The sequence below is a fragment of the Paenibacillus sp. FSL E2-0201 genome (assembly GCF_037963325.1).
Classification (GTDB): Bacteria; Bacillota; Bacilli; order Paenibacillales; family Paenibacillaceae; genus Paenibacillus_AQ.
This window is the reverse complement of record NZ_CP150154.1, coordinates 238,420-259,458: the sequence shown is the minus strand read 5'-3', so window position 1 is coordinate 259,458 and position 21,039 is coordinate 238,420. Positions and strand designations below refer to the sequence as shown.

At 43.2% G+C, this 21,039-nt stretch carries 18 protein-coding genes and 1 pseudogene; 12 read left to right on the top strand and 7 right to left on the bottom strand.

The features are described 5' to 3' along the window. Positions 1-378: 378 nt before the first annotated feature. From NSU15_RS01220 to NSU15_RS01205, 4 genes are all read right to left on the bottom strand, one after another. Positions 379-1,410, bottom strand: a complete 1,032-nt coding sequence (locus NSU15_RS01220) for a LacI family DNA-binding transcriptional regulator (protein WP_076116405.1) — start codon at positions 1,408-1,410, stop codon at positions 379-381. 100 nt (positions 1,411-1,510) lie between these two features. Further along, positions 1,511-2,344: a carbohydrate ABC transporter permease gene (locus NSU15_RS01215; RefSeq protein WP_042123418.1), complete on the bottom strand. Its 834-nt coding sequence runs from the start codon at positions 2,342-2,344 to the stop codon at positions 1,511-1,513. Next, complete coding sequence (locus tag NSU15_RS01210; RefSeq protein ID WP_042123416.1) at positions 2,344-3,186, bottom strand: sugar ABC transporter permease; 843 nt, start codon at positions 3,184-3,186, stop codon at positions 2,344-2,346. The genes NSU15_RS01215 and NSU15_RS01210 overlap by 1 nt, the downstream gene beginning before the upstream one ends. Before the next feature lie 161 nt (positions 3,187-3,347). Then, positions 3,348-4,730, bottom strand: coding sequence for an ABC transporter substrate-binding protein (locus NSU15_RS01205; RefSeq protein WP_076116403.1), 1,383 nt, complete (start codon positions 4,728-4,730; stop codon positions 3,348-3,350). A gap of 429 nt (positions 4,731-5,159) precedes the next feature. On the opposite strand from NSU15_RS01205, the gene NSU15_RS01200 reads away from it, so the two are divergent. Genes NSU15_RS01200 through NSU15_RS01190 form a run of 3 tightly spaced genes read left to right on the top strand, consistent with a single transcriptional unit; the run spans position 5,160 to position 8,114 of the window. Beyond that, positions 5,160-5,636 (top strand): hypothetical protein, encoded by a 477-nt coding sequence (locus NSU15_RS01200; RefSeq protein ID WP_052414414.1) that lies wholly within the window; start codon positions 5,160-5,162, stop codon positions 5,634-5,636. Then, positions 5,536-6,750, top strand: a complete 1,215-nt coding sequence (locus tag NSU15_RS01195; RefSeq protein ID WP_339288817.1) for a hypothetical protein — start codon at positions 5,536-5,538, stop codon at positions 6,748-6,750. The genes NSU15_RS01200 and NSU15_RS01195 overlap by 101 nt, the downstream gene beginning before the upstream one ends. A 14-nt stretch (positions 6,751-6,764) precedes the next feature. Further along, complete coding sequence (locus tag NSU15_RS01190; RefSeq protein ID WP_339288816.1) at positions 6,765-8,114, top strand: Mur ligase family protein; 1,350 nt, start codon at positions 6,765-6,767, stop codon at positions 8,112-8,114. Here the strand turns inward: NSU15_RS01190 and NSU15_RS01185 are convergent. After that, positions 8,109-8,867 (bottom strand): hypothetical protein, encoded by a 759-nt coding sequence (locus NSU15_RS01185; protein ID WP_339288815.1) that lies wholly within the window; start codon positions 8,865-8,867, stop codon positions 8,109-8,111. The two genes, NSU15_RS01190 and NSU15_RS01185, sit on opposite strands and share 6 nt — an antisense overlap. Positions 8,868-9,215: 348 nt before the next feature. On the opposite strand from NSU15_RS01185, the gene NSU15_RS01180 reads away from it, so the two are divergent. Genes NSU15_RS01180 through NSU15_RS01165 form a run of 4 tightly spaced genes read left to right on the top strand, consistent with a single transcriptional unit; the run spans position 9,216 to position 13,663 of the window. Then, positions 9,216-10,205, top strand: coding sequence for a LacI family DNA-binding transcriptional regulator (locus tag NSU15_RS01180; protein ID WP_042123408.1), 990 nt, complete (start codon positions 9,216-9,218; stop codon positions 10,203-10,205). A gap of 31 nt (positions 10,206-10,236) precedes the next feature. Further along, entirely contained in the window at positions 10,237-11,250 is a 1,014-nt protein-coding gene (locus tag NSU15_RS01175; RefSeq protein WP_339288813.1) for a BadF/BadG/BcrA/BcrD ATPase family protein, read from the top strand. Next, positions 11,240-12,544 carry a 6-phospho-beta-glucosidase gene (locus NSU15_RS01170; protein ID WP_339288812.1) on the top strand — a complete coding sequence of 435 codons (1,305 nt, stop codon included), beginning with the start codon at positions 11,240-11,242 and terminating at the stop codon, positions 12,542-12,544. The genes NSU15_RS01175 and NSU15_RS01170 overlap by 11 nt, the downstream gene beginning before the upstream one ends. Positions 12,545-12,565: 21 nt before the next feature. Further along, the gene (locus NSU15_RS01165; RefSeq protein WP_339288811.1) at positions 12,566-13,663 is read left to right on the top strand and encodes a polysaccharide deacetylase family protein; all 1,098 of its coding nucleotides are present in this window, start codon (positions 12,566-12,568) and stop codon (positions 13,661-13,663) included. Between the two features lie 129 nt (positions 13,664-13,792). On the opposite strand, the gene NSU15_RS01160 is transcribed toward NSU15_RS01165, so the two are convergent. After that, positions 13,793-15,136, bottom strand: a complete 1,344-nt coding sequence (locus tag NSU15_RS01160; protein WP_339291201.1) for a PLP-dependent aminotransferase family protein — start codon at positions 15,134-15,136, stop codon at positions 13,793-13,795. Between the two features lie 140 nt (positions 15,137-15,276). Here NSU15_RS01160 and NSU15_RS01155 point away from each other — a divergent pair, with 140 nt between their 5' ends. Next, on the top strand, positions 15,277-16,215 hold the full coding sequence (locus NSU15_RS01155; RefSeq protein ID WP_042123399.1) for a DMT family transporter: 939 nt from the start codon (positions 15,277-15,279) through the stop codon (positions 16,213-16,215). Positions 16,216-16,341: 126 nt separating this feature from the next. Here NSU15_RS01155 and NSU15_RS01150 read toward each other — a convergent pair whose 3' ends face one another. Further along, positions 16,342-17,001, bottom strand: a complete 660-nt coding sequence (locus tag NSU15_RS01150) for a hypothetical protein (protein ID WP_042123397.1) — start codon at positions 16,999-17,001, stop codon at positions 16,342-16,344. A gap of 159 nt (positions 17,002-17,160) precedes the next feature. Here NSU15_RS01150 and NSU15_RS01145 point away from each other — a divergent pair, with 159 nt between their 5' ends. The 4 genes and pseudogenes from NSU15_RS01145 (at position 17,161) to NSU15_RS01130 (ending at position 21,023) form a co-directional block, all read left to right on the top strand. Continuing rightward, positions 17,161-17,901: a response regulator transcription factor gene (locus tag NSU15_RS01145; protein ID WP_339288808.1), complete on the top strand. Its 741-nt coding sequence runs from the start codon at positions 17,161-17,163 to the stop codon at positions 17,899-17,901. Beyond that, positions 17,879-19,246, top strand: a complete 1,368-nt coding sequence (locus tag NSU15_RS01140) for a HAMP domain-containing sensor histidine kinase (RefSeq protein ID WP_339288806.1) — start codon at positions 17,879-17,881, stop codon at positions 19,244-19,246. The genes NSU15_RS01145 and NSU15_RS01140 overlap by 23 nt, the downstream gene beginning before the upstream one ends. 7 nt (positions 19,247-19,253) lie before the next feature. Beyond that, positions 19,254-19,507: pseudogene (locus tag NSU15_RS01135) on the top strand (SDR family oxidoreductase); the annotation flags it as partial. Positions 19,508-19,682: 175 nt separating this feature from the next. After that, on the top strand, positions 19,683-21,023 hold the full coding sequence (locus NSU15_RS01130) for an FAD-dependent oxidoreductase (RefSeq protein WP_339288805.1): 1,341 nt from the start codon (positions 19,683-19,685) through the stop codon (positions 21,021-21,023). Positions 21,024-21,039: the final 16 nt, after the last annotated feature.

Here is a 21,039-nt window from a genome sequence, read left to right as displayed (position 1 = left end):
TTTCTTAAGCTGGCTTAGTCCCCATAATGAAACGACGACGCCAAATCGGCAAGCGTCCTAAAATTCATTGTAACCCTCTCACGAGCCAACCAGTAATACACCTCCTGCCCCCTTTTCTTAAAGTCAACAATGCGAGCATCCCGTAAGATTTTGAGGTGGTGCGAGACCGCTGGCCTGCTTATTTCGAATTCTGCTGCTATTTCCCCAACGTTCAGGCGACCTTTATTGCCTAATAACGTAACAATCCGAATCCGAGTAGGGTCACCGAATGCGGTGAGAAACCGAGTGATGCTGCTGATATCATTAAGTTTAATCTCTTGCGGTTCTATCTCCCCACCCCGATTCGTAAATAAACTTAAACATATAAACCTTTTGACACTACAATATAGACCTCGTAGATTCTCTAACCATTAATTCTGCAGGGAAAATCTGATGCGCGTGATTTACCTTCTTATTAATGAGATCAAAAAGTATCTTAATTGTCGCTTCCGCAATTTCAACTACCGGCTGCTTGATGGTAGTAATGGAGGGATTATAATAGAAGGAAATATCCAGTCCGTCATAACCAGCTACAGAGTAGTCTTCTGGTACTCGCTTACCCGCTTCAAATATTGCTTTACAAGCGCCGATGGCCATACTATCTGATAAGGTGAAAATAGCAGTAAACTCTTCCCCTGACTCCAGCAGTTCTTTTGTAACCACATACCCGTTTTCCATACTGTAGCTATCAATATCTTCTTTCATCCGCCGTACTAGCCGTTCATTATAAGCTATTCCATGATCTGAAAGTGCCTTTTTATAGCCTTCATATCTCAGTTTACCGATACTCACATCATCTTCAGGTGCAGTAATGACTGCTATTTTCTGATGTCCCAAGTTACATAAATAATCGACGATCTTAAGGCTTTCATTAAAGTCATCTACAGAAACAGAAGAATAATCACTTAGATCAAACTCTTCCGTCATTCCGATCGTACTAAGAACAAATGGAACCGTTAATTGTTGTAATTTTTCTTGAGAGTGTGAGAATAATCCCCCCAGGAACACAATTCCCTTCAAACGTTTTTCTTTCTCCAGCTCAATCGCTACTTCGATCTCATCTTGATTCTCATCAACTCGTTGCAGAATGAAGGAGTATCTTTTTCGCTGAATCTCTTTTTCAAATACTTTGATCATCGGACTAAAAAAGGGGTTAGAAATCCCTTTAATCAATACTGCAATCGTTTTCGAATCTGAACGTTTTAAATTTCTTGCACTGTTATTTGGTACATAATGGTTCTCTTTGATGACTCTCATAACCATCGCTTTTGTTTCTTCATTAATGTCTGGATGATTATTTATCGCTCTGGATACTGTAGTCACGCCAACCCCACATAATTTGGCGATATCTATAATAGTCAATCTCTCCATTTCTACCTTTCCTTTGCACGTTAAATAAGAAAGCAGGGGATTCTTGAAGAGAAGACTCAACAAGAAAAGCACCCTACTTGCTTCTACAGACATATTCTATTTAACCCTTCACAGCTCCTGCAACAACACCCTCAATAATGTATTTTTGGCAGGTGAGGTAGAAAATGATAATCGGTACAATAGCTAATACAAGCATCGCCATCATAGCTCCCATATCAATCGATCCGTATCCGCCTTTTAGGTACTGTATCGCAATAGGAATTGTTTTGTATTCAGTACCGATCAGCAGATCCGGCAACAGGAAGTCATTCCATACCCACATTACATTTAGGATTGCTACGGTTACAGCAATAGGCTTTAGGATGGGCAATACCACTCTAAAGAAGGCTTGCGGTGGATTACATCCATCAATCATAACTGCTTCTTCAACTTCAAGCGGTATGGACTTCACAAATCCACTAAACATAAAGACGGATAGCCCTGAGCCAAATCCTAAATAGATCAAGATAATTCCAATCGGATTATCGAGATGCAGCACATTGGCTGTCTTAGTCATTGTGAACATAACCATTTGGAAAGGTACGATCATTGAGAACACAAATGCGTAATACATTAAGTTCGTGAATTTTGATTTCACCCGAGTAATATACCATGCGGTCATGGAAGTGAATAACACGATTACAGCAACCGAACACACGGTGATAAACAAGGACATTCCGAAAGCACTAAAGAAATCGATCTTCGCTACACCGCTAGTATAGTTCTTTAAACCAACAAAAGTAGTTTCATTAGGGAATAAGAAAGGCGTATCACTAATGTAGAACTTACCTTTGAAGGAGTTCATTAGAACAATAAAGATCGGAGATAAGAACGCAATGGCCAAGACCAACAAAATAGTGAAAATGGAGTAGTCTTTTGCTCTAGTCTGTTGCATTAGTTCTCAACCTCCTTTCTTCTAGTAATGACAAGTTGTACTAAGGCGATTAAGGCTACTAAAGCAAAGAATACGACGGCCTTCGCTTGACCTACACCTTCCCATCCTGTTTTTGCGTAGAATGTATTGTAGATGTCCAGTGCCAACATGGATGTCTGCTTAGACGGAGCACCAGCGGTCAATGCTAAGTTTTGGTCAAACAATTTGAATGAATTCGATAAGGTTAAAAACAAACAAATGGTGATAGACGGCATTACGAGCGGGATGGTCACATTACGTAAAATCTTAGAACGTGATGCTCCATCAATTCTTGCGGCTTCTACTATATCCTTAGGCACATTTTGAATACCTGCAACATAGATAATCATCATGTACCCTATCAATTGCCAATTCATAAGGATGATTAATCCCCAAAATCCATAAGTAGCATCTGAGGTCAAAGTAACACCAAATTTATACAGGATTCCATTAAAGATCAACTGCCAAATGTATCCTAATACGATACCGCCTATCAAGTTAGGCATGAAAAAGATAGTTCTAAATACGTTAGTGCCTTTTAGTTTTCTAGTTAACAACATCGCCAGAATGAAAGCGAACACATTAATCGTAAGAACCGATAGAACTGTAAACTTAACCGTAAAGCCCAGCGCATTTAGGAATTCTTGATTTGAGAATGCCTTAACGTAATTGCCAAAACCTATCCATTTAGCATCATTGACTGTAGTAAACTCTGTAAAGGATAAATATATACCTAGCAGAAATGGTACAACAAAAGCGATTCCAAAGGCTATTATGGTCGGTAATGCAAAAAGAGCAAAATATTTTTTTATCGATTTTTCCATGGAGTCTTCTCCTATCTCAGAATGGAAAATGATTAAACAGATGTAATCAAATTCACTCGAATTGTTGCTTAGTGCCACTGAAGTCCCTAAGGAACCTAGTGGCACTAAGCTTGTATCTATATAACAACTGAGGGATATTCAATCATCTTTCCATGCCTTTATTATTTTGCTTTTTCAGCCTTCCAAGTGTCCTTGAAGATCGTTACAACTTCATCCCAAGTTTTGTTACCTTGAGCGTACTGCAAGAGCGCATCACCAAAGACATTTTTGAACTCTTCACTTGGGAATGCTGCAAATGTCCAAGCTACGGAAGTCAGATCTTTTTCCATCCAAGCGGACACTTCTTTAGCCAGTGGGTCTGCTGGTTTTTCGCTATCTTCGAAAGTGTTGAATGGAGCGATGAAACCTAAGTCATTCGTTACATAAGCTTTACCTTTTTCACTGGAGAACAACCATTCCAAGAATGCGATAGAAGCTTGTTGATTCTCAGCAGATGCTTTGCTGTTGATTGCCAAATAGTTTTCTGTACCTACAGCCAGACCTTGTTTTTCCTCGCCTTCCATACCTGTGTAGATAGGCAAGAATTTGATCTCTTCAGCTTTAACTACGTTACCGTCTACATCATTGATTTGTGACCAAGCCCAGTTACCGTTTTGAACCATAGCTGCATTACCCAGTGCGAACTCAGCCATGGAATCAGCTACAGATTTACTACCTAGAAGCGCTTCTTTAGTCACAGAGTTTTTGATGTAAAGATCGAAAATGTTTTTGAATTTATCGTTATATTTGAATTCAACTTCTTTAGAAGCTAAACCCGCAAGTACGGTGTTATCAAACTCAGTGTTGTCTTTGAATTCATAGTACAGCGGCAAGTTAGCCAAGTGAGTCTGCCATCTCCATTGCTCACCAGCAGCGAGGGAAGTGGAAGCAAATACACCCTTAATACCCAGTTGATCTTTTTTAGCAGTCATATCTTCTACTACTGCTTTCAAGGTCTCGAAATTATTGATTTCAGTCGTGGAAGAGATGGATACAGCTTTATCAGCCAAGGCAAAGTATTTCTTCATGATTGCATCGTTGTAGATGATACCGTAGCCTTCAACTACGTAAGGGATACCATATACGCCTTCACCTTCTGTTACAGCCAAGCTTTTATCGGACAGATAGCTGTACAGCTTAGTATCCTTCAAATCCAAGGTATAATCTTTCCAAGATTGATAACCAACAGGTCCGTTAATTTGGAAGATTGTAGGTGCATCTGACTTAGAAATCTCAGATTTCAATTTGGTTTCATAAGTACCTGCAGCAGCCGTTACGACTTTTACTTTAACGCCTGTCTCTGCTTCGTAATCCTTAGCGATTTTTTCATATATTTCTGCAATTTCAGGCTTGAAGTTTAAGAAGTAAACCGATCCTTTTTTACCAGATGAAGCGTTTCCATCATTAGATGCAGTATTGTTTTCTTTATTCCCGCACCCTGCTGCCAAGACTACTACCATAGACATAACCAACATGAGCCCTAGATATTTTTTAATGTTCTTCATTTTTCTTCCCCCTCGTACTTGTTATTAAATTACCTCGCTTAAAGACGTCTCCGAAATTACCCACCGAGAATGTTGTCAGCGTTTTCATTTCACTTAAGTAACGATCGCTTTTTTTCTGGTATCCTTATCGGTAACGTTTTCAATTGAAATATTAGCACACCGTTTCCAACATTTCAATAGCCACTTTATTAGAAAAAATCGCCATCACAAATCCTCAGACGTTATAATAGATTCAAAATAAATAGGAATAGGTGATATCATATCTTATCTCTGATCGAAAAGTATGAGTTACAATTCTCTAATAATAATTATTTTGGCGATATTGGGGTAGAGCCCTCTTACTCCATTGAAGTTGGCACCCTTCCCGTACTTGTATCTGCTCCGCATGCCATTAACCACTATAGAGAACATGCTGTAAAACCTGCAGACATGTATACAGGTTCGCTAGCGCTGCTGTTACACAAGCTCACAGATTGCCACTGTATTTATTCCAATAGCTTCTCCAAAGAAGACCCAAATTACATCCTTGGGGGAGAATATAAAGCTGCGCTTGGAACAATTGTCAAAGAGCATCAAATTAACTTTGTTATAGACTTGCATGGTGCTTCTAAAGACAGAGAATTCGATATTGATTTAGGCACATTACACGGAACATCCATACAGGAAAATAATATAAATGAAGTCGTACGTATTTTTTTCAATAATGGTATTACCAATGTTCATCAAAACCATACCTTTTCTGCATCTCATCCCGGAACGATCACTTCGTATTCGGCTAAAGAATTGTTAGTTCAAGGTTTTCAGATTGAAATTAATCGAAATTATCGTAACCCGAATTCATTTGATTTATTCCAAAAAACCATTCATTCCCTCGAACAAATCATCAATCGATTGGGAGGCGCCTAACATAAATATCGAGCAGACCTTCACTATACTGGAGAAACAGAGCTATACAGCTCGGGAAGAAATCACAATAAACCCCGATGAGTTAGTCGAATTAGGCTTAGTCCACCATATCTTTGTCGAGCTTAAAGCAGAGAATGGCGCTCAGGTTAGCTGTTTGCTTTTATCTAAAAGTGATATCCCAAGAGGCAGTATTCAATTGTCGAAAAGAGCAAAGGACAAGCTAGGAAACTGCCCACTAACAGGATTAACCATTACCAAACCTGAGTACAGCACGATCCTTCGGGGAATTCCTAAAGTGGACGAGATTGCCAAGCCTTATGTCAAAGCCTGTCCAACGCTTGTCCGTAAATATTCGAACCATGTCGAGCTTATTAATCCTAAAAATGGCTTTCGGGTAAACTTAACTTTAAAAGAAGATGACACAGCCAAGCCGAATGCCCTGTATTTCAACAGATATATCATGTTGCTGCTTGAGACTCATGCCACTGAGGATGATCAACTAATTATTACCCGTGCAAGAACAAGTCCTCAGTCCAAGCCAGGCATACATAAACTTATACATCTGGGAATCAAACGGCCTTTAACCGCATTAGGAAATCTTTTTATTGGCAAAAGAGAGCTTACACTAAGAGTAGGCCATCCCTACCCTTTTGATGAACATCAAAATCTATGCCGAATTCATCCCAATGTTAGAAAGCTGCTGGGTATGGAAGAGACCGACAAAATCGTCGTCACCTATAACAACAAAACAATCACCGTCCCCATCTTAGATATAGACACTGAGCATATAGCCCAACTGATCAAGCTAAATGAGGAGAATGAGCAGCTTAAATTTATCGACAGCCACTTATTTATCGGAATCACCGCTTTGTCACGGAATGAACTGGAAATCCCCAGTATCGGCACATCGGTTACCGTAAAGAGAAGCATGAACTCCCTATTCTTAAAACACTTAAACAAGTTGGTCTTGCCCGTAATCGCTTTATTGTTTACTGTAGTTCAGCTGTATAAGGATTTGAACTGGAGCATCGCTCTGACCATTGCTATTTCTCTGATACTGCTTCCGATAATCATCTACACGACGCTATCTGAAGAACGAGCAAAAATTAACTAAATGGAGCGATAATCGTGAAATTCACTTCACAATCCCAGGTAGAAGATATGATCTATAGCTCTTATCTAAGAGCCATTAACAACATCACAGAAACTTTGGATGAACAAGTTAGAAGACCGGAATTAACCAGAGCTTTGCTGGATCTAGTCGGAAGTCCGGATCGAGATCAACAATACATACTAGTCACAGGCAGTAAAGGTAAAGGCTCCACCTCCAGATTCATCTCTTCTTTGTTAAGTCACCTAGGCTATAAAGTGGGCTTGTTCACCTCCCCTCATCTGGTCGATTTCAACGAGAGAATTCGGATTAACGGGCGGGCCATATCCACAGAGAATTTTGTACGATTAGGAAATGTGGTTCACGAGGGATTCCAAACGATTGAAAATCAGCTTAGTGCTGATGAATATCAAGGTCCTGTTGGGATAGGTCTAGCTATAGCGGCGTTGTACTTCAAGGAGAATCATACCGATTTCAATGTAATTGAATGCGGAAGAGGCGGAAGGTTTGATGACACGAATGTCCTGAAAAATGATTGGGCGGTCATTACTCCGATTATGGAAGAACATGTAGCTAATTTGGGTCCTGACCTGAATAGCATTACGCTACATAAGCTGGGAATCGTCAAAAACAAGGCTACAAAAGCCTATATCAGCAGGCAGAAGTCGAGCATACTAGCGACTATAAAGGAGAACCTTACCTCCAATTCTGTACAGTACTATGAGGAGCAGTTCTGGGCTGACTCTATTACAATAACACCCATTGGAACTACTTTTGATGTTCGGACAAATCAAGCGATTTACCCGTCCTTAACGATCCCGTTATTGGGGCAATTTCAAGCTCTAAATGCCGCCACTGCAGTCGTGCTATGTGAGGATATTACAGGCGGTCCTCTGGATAGGGAGCTCGTAATCAATTGTTTTGCAAAACTGCAATGGCCGGGTCGTTGTGAGGTGATCTGTCATGATCCGTTAACGATTATTGACGGAGCGATTCATAAGGAATCGGCAGCCTATTTGGCTGAGCTTATCCAACTAGTCAATCCCGACCGCAGTCGAGATGTAACTTCAATCATCGGTGTTCCTAAAGATAAAGATTACCTTGGGGTTATCGAAGTGATGAGTACGGTCTCGGAGCAATTGATCGTCACAAAGCCTGACATCAGTCATCTTTCTTTTCCTACAGATGCACTCCGTGTTGCCAAGCGTTTTATCGAAAAAAGCTCTGAGTTTCCCTATTTGGAGGATGCTCTTACGCACATAAAAGCTCGATCGTCCTCCGAGATTATTGTAATTGTCGGCACACAAACCTTCATCGGAAATGCCAAACGATTATTCGGGCAATCGCTGCACGATATCGGCTTATAGCTTCTCAAAGCGCCGGAGAATGACTTCCCGATAAAGATCAGATAGAGCTGGCACTTCGCTCGGGTTCTGCTTACAATACTCATCTAACATAACCTTATGATTAACTTCGATGACCTTGAGGCCTTGATTTGTCTCTAAGATATCTATGGAACAGAAATCAAGGCCCATCGCTTTAGAGGTCTGGGAAGCAAGCTCTGCCAGCGCCTCTCGTTTGGCCTGATCACTTACCTCAATCGTAACAGCTCCATTAATCAAATTGTGCTTCCAGGAATGAACTCTTTTTTTCCCAAGGAATACTCGCGCCAGATGATTAAAAGTTACGATTCTATACTCTATCTCTGCTTCATAATAAGGGCCTATCGCCCCATTAAGCTGTAAAGAAAATAATAAATTCAGCTTTTCGTGCAGATCGGCTATCTCATTAATTTTGTACACATGATTTCCCTGTGCCCCGTTATCTTGCTTCACAACAGCCTCTCCATTGCACTTATGGAAATAATCCTTAGCTATTGGATAAGGGTCTAAATTGCTGAATTTGGAGTCCGGATGTGCTAAATAGACATGCTCTACAGCCGGAATATTCGCTTTGCGTAAGACATCATAAGTTAGAGATTTACTCATGGCAATAATCGTAGAAGCGCTGCTGTTTAGACCAATCTCCGCGTCTACCATTACAAACGAATGAACTCCATCCGTCGCTCTATATACGAAATTCGGTGTGATTTCCTCAAAGCTGATACCTCTGGATTTCACGGAATGCTGGATCATTTTTAGGTAGGGTCTAGTCGTCACTCAGTTTCCTCGATTCTAAAAAAATATAATCAAGCCTAATCATAGCACGAGCGCTCGCTCTCGAAAATCACAAATGAATGTCATCATATTTGACATACTTACACACAAATTAGTAAATTACGATATCGCTTTCATATCCAAAATAAGTATTGATTAATTAGAAGTCATCCTCTAAGATGAATTTAACAAGCGCATCCAAAAGTTAAAGCGCTTAAACTTTTGGATGCATACAGACTACATTTAAACTTGAGAATAATCATAATCTGGACAAAAGTTAAAGCGCTTATATTTAAGCAAGGAGAACTTAAAATGAAGGTTAGTATTTTTGATGTTGCTAAGAAATCCGGATTATCCGTCGTAACCGTATCCCGGGTTCTAAACGGAGCCGAATCGGTACGAGAAAACAATCGTCAGAAGGTGTTAGATGCCATTAAAGAGCTGGATTATCGTCCTAATGCAGCGGCACGGAGCTTGGCCAGCGGCAAGACTGGAATCATCGGTCTAATCGTCACCACCTTGCAGGATTCCTTCTTCGATGCAGTGGTCAAAGAACTAAATGAGGTGTTGGCGCTACACGGTTATTATCTAGCCATATCCATCTCAAAAGGCATTGAATCGGATGATAGCCATTATCTGATTCAGGAGGATCGGGTAGATGGTTTGATTCTACTGTCTCCAGTGGAAGAGGATAATTATATTGTGGAATTGAAACGACGAGGTATCCCTTATGTGTTGATAGATAATCAGAAGCCTGAAAATGACACCTACTCCATCACGATCGACAACTTCAAGGGTGGATATATGGCTACCAGTCATCTGTTATCACTCGGTCATACGTCAATCGCTCATCTCTGTGGACAGGAGATGTTCCGCAGTACGCGGGAGCGACGCGCTGGATTCCTGCACGCGCTTGAAGAAAAAAATCTCACTCCATTTGAGATTGTGCATGGCGATTTCGATATTGGAATGGGATATGATACCTGCAAGCGTTGGCTAAATGAAGGACAATTACCTACTGCAGTATTCGCTGGTGATGACAATATCGCCCTTGGAGTCATCAACGCATTGATGGAAGCTGGCATTCGAGTACCCGAAGAGGTAGCTGTAATTGGCTATGATGATCATTACATTGCTTCACAGCTTCATCCATATCTTACAACGATACGTCAACCTTCGGATAAAATCGGGCTGGCTGCCGCAGATATGCTGCTCAGACGCATCTCCGGCAAGATGAAACGTGGAGCCGGCGTGCGGATTGACCCCAAAATTATTGTACGCGAATCTACCGCAGTCAAGTAGATTCTATACCATACACTAGGAGTGATGACCTTTGACTTACTACTTAGGGATCGATGGTGGAGGTACTAAAACCTATGCTCTGCTATGCGATGAACTTGGTAATGTTCTCGGTAAAGGCAAGAGCGGTAACGGTAACCACCAGACTGGCGCCCAGGAGGCAGCCAACAGTATTCGAGAAGCCACATTCGGAGCACTCTCAGAAGCCGGACTCCGATTAGAAGACATCAAGCACACTTATCTAGGACTTGCTGGTGCCGATCGCGAGGCTGATTATGCCATTCTCCACCCAATGATACGCGAGATCGGATTTATCAATTACACAATCAACTGTGACACGATGATCGGATTACGCGCAGGGACGACTCGCACTTATGGAGTTGCACTAATCTGTGGCACGGGCACTAATTCGGCAGGCAGAAACCCGAAAGGAGAGCACTATCAGTGTGGCGGCTTCGACTACATGTACGGGGATTTCGGCGGAGGTGGTGCACTCAACATTGAAGTCTTTCGCTCTGTCATTAGAGCTTGGGATGGACGAGAACAACCTACACTCTTGACCGGTCTCCTGCTCAATTTGCTAGGTTATGAGGAAGTAGCGGATATGTTTAATGATTTCCTCGATCATTGGAAACAGGTGCCTGTACATGCTGCACGCTTGCTCTTTGAAGCAGCCGCTGAGGGAGATGCCGTAGCCTTGGAGATTCTAAATCGGCAAGGCGTTGAGTTAGGAAAATCCGCTGCTGCAGTCATACACAAGCTTGGCATGGAGCAGGATACCTTCGATGTGGTTCTGGCAGGAAGTCTGCTAACCCGTGGAGATCGCGGCTGGATTCGCGGACCAATTGAGAAGGCTGTACTAGCCGCAGCTCCACAAGCAACTGTGGTAACCCTTACCACAGAACCTGTAGTAGGTGCCGTATGGTCCGCGATGGACCAAGACGGTCTAGTCCTTAGTAATGAAGCCTTTAACAAAATGCGGGGATTCCAAGACTATGAATCTATTCAACAAACTAATAAGACAGGAGTGATTGATCTTGGCAACTAAACAAGGATTAAAGATCGCAGTTATCGGTGGGGGTTCTTCGTATACACCCGAATTGGTAGAGGGTTTTATTCTTCATTACAAGGAGCTTCCTGTTCGTGAACTCTGGCTTGTAGACATTGAACCTGGACTCCGCAAGCTGAATATCGTTGGAAATCTCGCTAAACGTATGGTTGAGAAATCCGGGCTTCCGATTGAAGTTCATCTTACAACAGACCGCCGGAAGGCTATCGAAGGCGCAGACTTCGTCAGCACTCAGATGCGTGTCGGTATGCTCGATGCCCGCGCACGTGATGAGTCTATTCCTCTTAAGTATGGTGTTATCGGTCAAGAAACGACGGGCCCTGGTGGAATGATGAAAGCACTGCGTACGATCCCTGTCATTCTGGATGTATGCCGTGACATCGAAGAGCTGGCTCCTAACGCCTGGCTGCTCAATTTCACCAACCCTGCAGGAATGGTCACTGAGGCTGTTCTGAAATACTCCAAAGTAAAGAGTATCGGTCTCTGTAACGCACCTATCGGTCTGATCAAGCAAGTATCCGCCAAATATAACGTAGCTGCGGACCGTGTTTATGCCGAATTTGTGGGTCTGAATCACTTGCACTGGATTACTCGGATCGATGTTGAAGGTGAAGATAAGCTGGATGACATGCTCACAGAAGGTTACAGTGCTAAGAACGTACCTGCCCGAGAGTGGAATCCTGAATTCTTACAATCGCTTCGTGCCGTCCCTTCCTACTATTTGAAATATTTCTATATGACAGATGCCATGCTCGAAGAGCAGATGGAATCATTTAAGCAAGGCATCAATCGTGCTGAAGTCGTGAAGCGCGTAGAAGAAGAGCTATTTGAGCTATACGCCAATCTGGAGTTAAGCGAGAAACCAAAACAGCTGGAGCAACGCGGCGGTGCCTTCTACTCAGAGGCGGCCGTTAATCTCATGAGATCGCTCCATAACGGATCAAACGACATCCAGACCCTGAATGTTGCTAACCGTGGCATACTGGACTTCCTTCCAGAAGATGCAAGTATCGAAGTCAACTGTGTTGTCACTAAGAACGGTCCACTGCCTCTACCACTGACCAAGATTCCACCGATGGCTAAGGGACTCATTCATGCGGTCAAAACTTATGAGCAACTAGCTATTGATGCCGCTGTAACCGGTGACCGTGCACTTGCTCTTCAGGCCATGGTACATCATCCACTCGTTCCATCTGTAGATGTAGCGGTACGTATGCTGGATGAAATGCTGGAGGCCAATAAAGAGTTCTTGCCGAACTTCTTTACCAAATAACCATAGAAAAGAGGCGTCAATATGTCAGCTAAAGCGGTTTGGAAAGGCGATATCAACCAAGCACTATGCGCGTTTACATTTGATGATGGACCTTCCCAACTTCCCGTTGAATTGTGGCTGGATGTTTTGGAGGAGGAAGGGGCTGTAGGCACCTTTTTCTTCACTGGGGAATGGATGGAGCAGCATCCTGATAAGGCGAGACTAATCCTCTCCCGTGGTCATGTACTTGCTCCGCATACGTATCATCATCGGCGAATGGCTCAAGTGCCAAAGGCCGTATTCTTAGAGCAGTTGAAGCTGACCGAGCTGGCATATCAGGACGCAACAGGTCTTCCGTCTCCAAACTTCATGCGTTTTCCATACTGCTCATTCCGGGAAGAGAATCTGGATTGGCTGACAGAATGGGGTGGTTATCTGGATATTGAAGGCGTTGATTGCGGAGATTGGTCAGGTATTTCTGCAGACGAGATCGTTGCCAGAGTTGAACCTACACTTGAAAATGGAACCATTGTAGTCATGCATAGTAATGATGTTGCAAAGGGTTCACCGGATACCTTGAGAGCACTTATTCGGATCGCCAAGCAAAGAGGTTTGGAAAGTGTCGGCGTACCTGAGATCCTAGGGTCCATTGGCGTAGAAGTAAACTACAGACCTTGGAAAATCGTTGTAGACGTTCCGGCAGCGTTAGATCATCCCGTGGAAAAATGGGTTCCTTTAGAAAATAACAAGCAGCTTACCGACCTCGCGACCCAGACTACCGAGTGGAATATTCCGCAATATACACTGCATTTCACTTCTGAAAAAGAGTGGCTGGAGCATCTGGAAAGTCCGCTAGAAGAGGTTGGAGTTATAGAGGATCGCGAGTTGTTTACTATACAGCAATTTGATGGCAGCTACTGGGGATATGTACGCGCAGGTGTTGTGGACAATACCCTTGTACTATTAGACTATGCAGCTAAAGAAGCGCAGGCTGACACCTTGGTGTACTTACTTCGCTGGGCTGCGGATACTTCGATGAGACTGGGCTTAACCAAGATTGAAGCCAGACTCAATATTCGCAAAATGAGCGAGATGTGCAGACAGTTAGGCTGGCAGTCAGAGATAGTAGAAGATCAGTAAGAGAAATCATCCATATCCATTGCCAGAGAAAGATTAGAAGTTCATATAACGCATTCCCTTAAGTCTGCTACTTTAGCAGGCTTTTTTATTTTTCCTCCAAAGTTAGTCATAGCCTCTATTACCGCTACTTTATCTTATTTCTCGAATGACCTGTTCAATGCCAGAGGGAATGTCAGGCTCTTTTACACTAGACACGTTGAGCTTTAGGATTCTCTCTTTTTTAGCAAAATAGGGCAGGTAACCGCTATCCGCCATCTCCACTCGAATAGACTTTTTTTGCAGCCGTTTGATTATTTGCTCTGCTCTAAGGTTATCCGCCAATTTCAGATATGTATGCACACCTAACTGACTGGCAGGACGATAGGAATAATACTGTTCAGAGGCTACATTTACCTCACTCACGATCGAATCATGGAGGAGCATGGACCTTTTTCCGTAGCAGGAACGCATCTTTTTACGATGGCGCTCAAACATCCCGCTTTTTAAATACAGCTCCAGAGCAGCTTGGGACAGCATAGAGCTATCTATATCCATCAGTCTTTTGAATCGGTTAAAGGACTCACAGAGCACCTCGGGAAGTACGGCCACACCAACGCGCAGACCTGGGAATATGATCTTGGAGAAGCTTTTTAAATAGATAACATGTGAAGTATTGTCATAAGCATAGATCGGATCTTGCTTCGCATCCTGCTCTAAATCTGCCATGTAGTCATCCTCTACGATATACACATCGTATGTAGCTGCAAGCTGCGCAATCGCCTTCTTCTGATTACGAGTATAGGAAACACCGAGCGGGTTATGAAACCGCGGAACGGTATAGAAGAACTTGAACTCGCCTGTTTTAAATAAACGCTCTAATTCATTCAAATCCACCCCGTCATCCGAACGCTGTATTCCCTCGGTCTCGATGCCGTACGTCTTCAAATACTCCATAAATAACGGGTAACTCGGCTGTTCAATCAGCACACGCTCCCTGCCATTCGGAAAAGGAATCCGGGTCAAGAGCCCAAGCGCTTGCTGCACGCCAGAGGTGATGAAAATCTGCTTCGGATCAGCAAACACCTGGTAAGAGGCCAGTTGTCGCTGCATTTCACGGATAAGAGACGGCAGCCCCTGCGGCGTTCCATAGATAAACAAATCCTTACGGTACATATCAATCGCTTTATTAATACAATGTTGAAAATCCAGATACGGGAAAATATCCGGGTCCGGTGCAGATGCCGCAAAATCAATCCAGTGCGCACCTTCTTCTTTCCGCTCCCCACTTCGTTTCATAACATAATATCCGCTCTTTGAAGCAGCGTAGATTAAATGTTTATCTTGAAGGTCTTGGAGTGCACGAATAACTGTGCTCTTATTGCAATCATAACGCAGTGCCAGCTCCCGAATAGAGGGCAGCTTGTCACCCTCTCGGTACGTGTCTTCTGCGATTTGTAATTCCAGATCATTAATTAATTCCGAATACTTATATATCTCCTTCACCCTCCTCCGAGTCTATTTTGTACCGGTACAGATGAACAATAATTTCATTGTAGCACAGCTATTCTAGCCTTAGAATAAAGAACATAACAGGACCGGTCCTAAATGCGCGCAACACTTTGGAGGTCTTACTGATGAATATATCTTCTACTCAAAAAGCGATAGTAGCTGCTGTCTTGAATGCTGTTATTGTCGGGTTTTCTTTTATATTTGTAAAAATGGCACTAACCGTCTCGGACCCATTCGATACATTAGCTCATCGTTTCACGTTATCTTTTCTCGCCGCTTCGTTATTTACTTTTCCAGGGTGGGGGCGGGTGAAGTTTGGAATATCCAAGGCAGCAGTGGTCATCCCACTTGCTCTACTATACCCAGCGTTGTACTTTACGCTCCAAGCCTTTGGACTTCTGCATACAACATCAGCTGTAGCGGGTATTATTCAGGCGACCATGCCCATCTTCACCATTATTTTGGCGGCAATGTTCTTAAAGGAAACTACAAGCGGCTTCCAAAAGATCTCCACCTTAATCTCGGTTGCAGGTATCATTCTTATCTTTGCCATACCGGGTGTGAGTATTTCTTCCTCTAGTCTCTGGGGCGTCTTACTCATCCTAATCTCAGCGCTATCCCTTGCCGGCTATAATGTTGCGGCCCGAAAGCTGACACGAACTTGGAGTCCTAAAGAGCTCACTTATATGATTACTTTATTCGGATTTATATTTTTCAATGGTCTATCAATCATTAAGCATGGTTCAGCAGGAACCTTGAATCAATATTTCACACCTTTTCAGGAGCCTAAGTTCATATTCTCCATGATCTATCTCGGCGTACTCTCATCCCTCGTGACCTCCTTCCTCTCCAACTACGCTTTATCCCGAATGGAGGCTTCACGCGTGAGCATCTTCGGCAGTCTTTCGACGGTTGTCTCTATTCTTGGCGGCGTGCTTCTGCTGAATGAACAGCTGGAATGGTATCATTGGACCGGTACGGTGATGATCATCGCCGGGGTGATCGGAGTCAACTGGCGCAAGAAGGCAAAGCTTCAAGTAAAGGGCGAGATTGGGCTGGACTAGAGAAAGCCTGCTAAAGTACACCTTCGATCGATCCTTACATTTACGTAAAAAAAGACACCCCTCGAGGTGTCTTTTATTCTTCCCTTTTCACTCTCTCTGCTCTGTATCCAGCCGCGTTAATCGCTGTTACTTAGCTGTTTCAAATGCTTCGATTTTCTCTTTATATTGATCCAGCAGCTTAGCTAAAGCTTCCTTAATCACAGTGGCATCTTTGGTTTTAGCAGCACTATTCAGATCCTCTTGGGCTTTGAAAAAGGCTTTATCAGCCTCGCTAAACTCTTGAATTGAAATTGTAGCTTCACTCACTTCTACTGCTGCAATTGCAGCTACACCTTTAATAGAAGTAGAGACGACACTCCCCATCTTCTCATCATTAGGCAATACCTCAACATTGCGACCAGCTTCAATATAACTCACGGGCAGCGCTTCGGCTGATGCAATATTTTTCGAGAACACAACCCCTTCTGCCTGCTCAGAAGGTACTAGCTCGGAAACCGCGGTTACACTAAATCCAGCAGCCTTGTAATATTGATCCAAGGTCTTCTTCCAGTCTTCTAGAGTACTAGGTGCATATGTTTTAGCCAGTTCAAGGGGATCTACCCAATCAAAGATTGTTACTTGAGTAGCAATTGTTCCCTTAGTTGCTGGAGTAACCACCGCTGCAGCCGTTGTTTTTCCACTTTGATCCTGAGCTCCGCTAGCTGCGTTCGCTGCAGTCGGTGCAGCAACTGCGGATACCAGTAGGGCGGATAACGCTAACTTTTTAAATATCATCTGTTGATTCATAAATACAACACTCCTCGTCGATTCGAATGATCTTACAAGTCCAAGCTTACAAAATCGGTGTGGCATAACATTGGTTAATTTGTGGAAAAACGATGGCAGCCCCCTCTACTCCCCTCTGGATTGATATAATTGCAGAAGAATAATCTGGAGGTTAACTAAATGAATACCAACTATCTCATTGCCGTAGTAGATGATGATCAACATATACGTAATCTTGTAGAAGCTTATTTACAAAAAGAAAATTACCGCACGATTGGTCTTGGCAGCGCTGAAGAAGCATGGACCTTATGGCAGACAAGCCCACCGGATATGTGGGTACTCGACGTTATGCTGCCCGGCATGGACGGGTACGAATTTTGTCGGCGAATTCGCAATGAAGCCGAAGTGCCGATTATTATGATCTCCGCAAGGGATAATGAAGTGGATAAAATTTTAGGTTTAGAGCTAGGCAGTGATGATTATCTAGTCAAGCCATTTAGCCCTCGGGAGCTAGTTGCCCGCATTAAACGCCAGCTACAACGGTGGTATAAAATGAGTACTCAAATAGAACCTGCAAGTAGTAACCCCCTCACACCTACGCATATTGAGGTTACACATCTACAGCTATTATTGGATGAAAGACGTGTGTTCTGGCATGGGAAAGAGATTGAACTCACCAGTAAAGAATTCACCCTCCTAAAAGTATTCGCAGCCTCTCCCAACCGCGCATTTACAAGAGATGAGCTGCTTACCCATGTGTGGGGAGATGACTATTTCGGAAGCGACCGTGCCGTAGACCATTTAATTAAACGGATGCGAAAAAAACTAGATCTGCTGCCGATTGAAGCCGTATGGGGACATGGCTATCGTATGCGTATTGAGGAGGGAGTGGAGATCGATGAAGCTAGCACATCAGATTAATTTAGCCTTAAGCGTTGTATTGGTACTGCTCCTGTCTATTACCGCTGTCGTGATCCATTTTGTGCTGCTTAATCATTTTGTCGGAACACAAAAGGCGGAACTGCGAACCATTAGCTCTGCCATGTCAGCCACTATAGTTGAGGGGAGCACATACAGTGGCGACTTTGAGACTGAACTCCATGCGCTGCCCGTGATCATGCCTTCTTCTGTAGGCACTGCAAGCGTCGAGGCTATCCTTAGTGATGAGACAGGAAAAGTATTGTCCACCTCATCGAGTATGAGTTCCGTCGCGGTAAAATCCAATGCGCAGTTTGTCGCTGGTCAAGCCTCTGACCTCCAGAATATTTGGAATGGAACAGATGCAAGATATATAACAGAAGTGAAGGCTACGCCAATAGGCACACTAACTCTGCTTACACCTATGAGCGCAGTAACAAGCATTGAACAAGCTCTGTTCAAAAGACTGCTAATCGTTTTCGGTGCTGCAGGGGCATTTATGCTCCTATTTGGCCTGTTTATCACGAAAAAGCTAATCCAGCCTCTAATGAAGCTGCAGCAAGAACTGAAAAAAGTAAAAGAGCGCCACTTCTCAGAGGTTAAGCTGATCAAGGCTGGTGGAGAGATTGGCGCTGTTGCTAAGTCGGTATATGACATGGCTGGTGAATTGAATCGATTTAACCACGTACAGAAGCAATTTTTTCAGAATGCCTCTCACGAATTAAAGACCCCACTGATGTCCATCTCTGGTTATGCTGAAGGCATTAAGGATGGTGTCTTCGAGGGGGAAGCGATCGATAAGGGTCTGGATATCATTATGAGCGAGAGTAGTCGTCTGAAGAAACTCGTTACGGAAATGACCCTGCTTGCGAAGCTGGATAGTGAGGAGAATATATTTAGAACTAGCGAGCTCTCACTGGACGATATAATTGTAGAAACCATTGAACGCATGAACCCTCTTTTGATGAAAAAAGGGCTGACCCTGCATGTATCCTACGATGATTGCGAGCCGCTTACGGTCCGTGCCGATAGAGATAAGCTATTGCAGGCACTGCTTAATGTGGTTTCCAATGCAACTCGTTATGCTAATCAGCATATCTACATTCATGCTTCGGTTAAGGATGACCAGGTTCTACTCTCCGTTAGCGATGATGGCCCTGGCATTTCAGAAGACCTGCTTCCATACCTGTTCCACCGATTTGTTAAAGGGAAAGATGGCGAATCCGGACTAGGACTTGCCATCTCCCGTGCGATCGTAGAGCGCTCCGGAGGTCTGATTACAGCGGGGAACCGTAAGGATGGCGGTGCAGTGATCACCATGGGATTCCCTGTACTCTCTCCTACCTAGACAGCTAACCGGATTCTATCCTACCTTCTATTTCATACAAGCCGCATGACCTTATTTGAAAGAACCATTCGCGGTATGATTCGATGGGCAGAAGCAAACCCAGAGTACTACCAAAGCATGATTTCCAAGATCCCTTTAAGAAGACTGGGTGAGCTGGTAAGTGATATCGGCCGTGTTGCTGTTCTCCTAACGAGCGAAGACTTCGACTATATTACGGGTCAAACAATCATGGCCGATGGCGGATCGATTAAATTACGCTAATTTATACGCCAGCCAGCCTATTGATCATTAAGAGATTTCCTTTAGAGGAGATCTTTTTTTGTCTTTAAATCTCCTTATTATTCGTTTAATAGCCTTTGAATTAAGGGTAATAATAAAGATAACATGCTATTTACCGCATAATTTATAACACCCTGTGTAACCCGGAGGTATTCAAATGAACAAGTTCGACGCTATTATTATTGGTTTCGGTAAAGGCGGAAAGACCCTTGCCACAGAACTAGCTAATCGAAAATGGAAAGTAGCCGTTATTGAACGATCTAAGGAAATGTACGGTGGAACCTGCATTAACATCGCCTGCATCCCTACCAAATCCTTAGCTTACCAAGCACATCAAGGCAAAGTTTATGAAGAAGCAATCCATAACAAGGATCAACTGATTTCATTTCTACGCCAGAAAAATTACGATAATCTAAATCAGAACGAGAATATAGAAGTTATTAATGGAGAAGCTTCCTTCTTATCAGATCACGAAGTTCAAGTGAAGGAAGCCGGTGAGACGAAAATCTTAACCGCCGACAAAATCTTCATTAATACGGGTGCTGAGACCATCATTCCAACGATTGACGGGATACAAGATAGTAAGTTCGTTTATACCAGCACGTCCATTATGGATCTTAAGGAGCTCCCAACGAAACTAGCCATCATTGGTGGTGGTTATATTGGTTTGGAATTCGCTTCGATCTACAGTCAATTCGGCTCACAGGTTACGGTGCTGGAGGGTTCCTCGAAATTCATTCCTAAAGAAGACCGCGATGTCGCGGACGCCGTCCTCCAAACCTTTACCAAGAAGAACATTGAGGTCAAACTGAAGGCAAAGGTTATAGGACTGAAGGATGTTAAAGATGGAACAGTTATCTCCTTTTCGATAGATGGCGCTATTCAAGAATTGAAAGTCGATGCTGTACTGGTTGCGACAGGTAGAAAACCAAACATTGAGGGATTAAATCTAGAAGCAGCCGGTGTAGAAGTTACAGATCGGGGCGCTATTAAGGTGGACCCTTCCCTAAAAACCACCGTTCCCCATATATGGGCTCTTGGCGATGTCAAAGGCGGATTACAGTTTACCTATATATCATTAGACGATTATAGAATCGTACGAAATGATCTCTTCGGCGATCATTCCCATACCACAAATGACCGCATCGCTGTTCCATACAGCGTATTTATAGATCCTCCACTATCCAGAGTAGGAATTAGTGAAGAAGCAGCTACCGAACAAGGACTTGAAATTAAAGTCGCGAAGTTGCCTTCGGCAGCTATTCCACGTGCCCGCTTAATTAACGAAACTGAAGGCTTCCTAAAAGCTATTGTGGATGCAAAAACCAATAAAATTCTCGGAGCTACATTGTTCTGTGCGGAATCCAGTGAAGTGATTAATATCGTGAGTATGGCTATACAAACCGGGCAAGATTTCACCTTTTTGAGAGATCATATCTTTACTCACCCTACAATGAGCGAAGCTTTGAATGATTTGTTCTCACAGATCAAAGAATAAAACACTACATGCATGG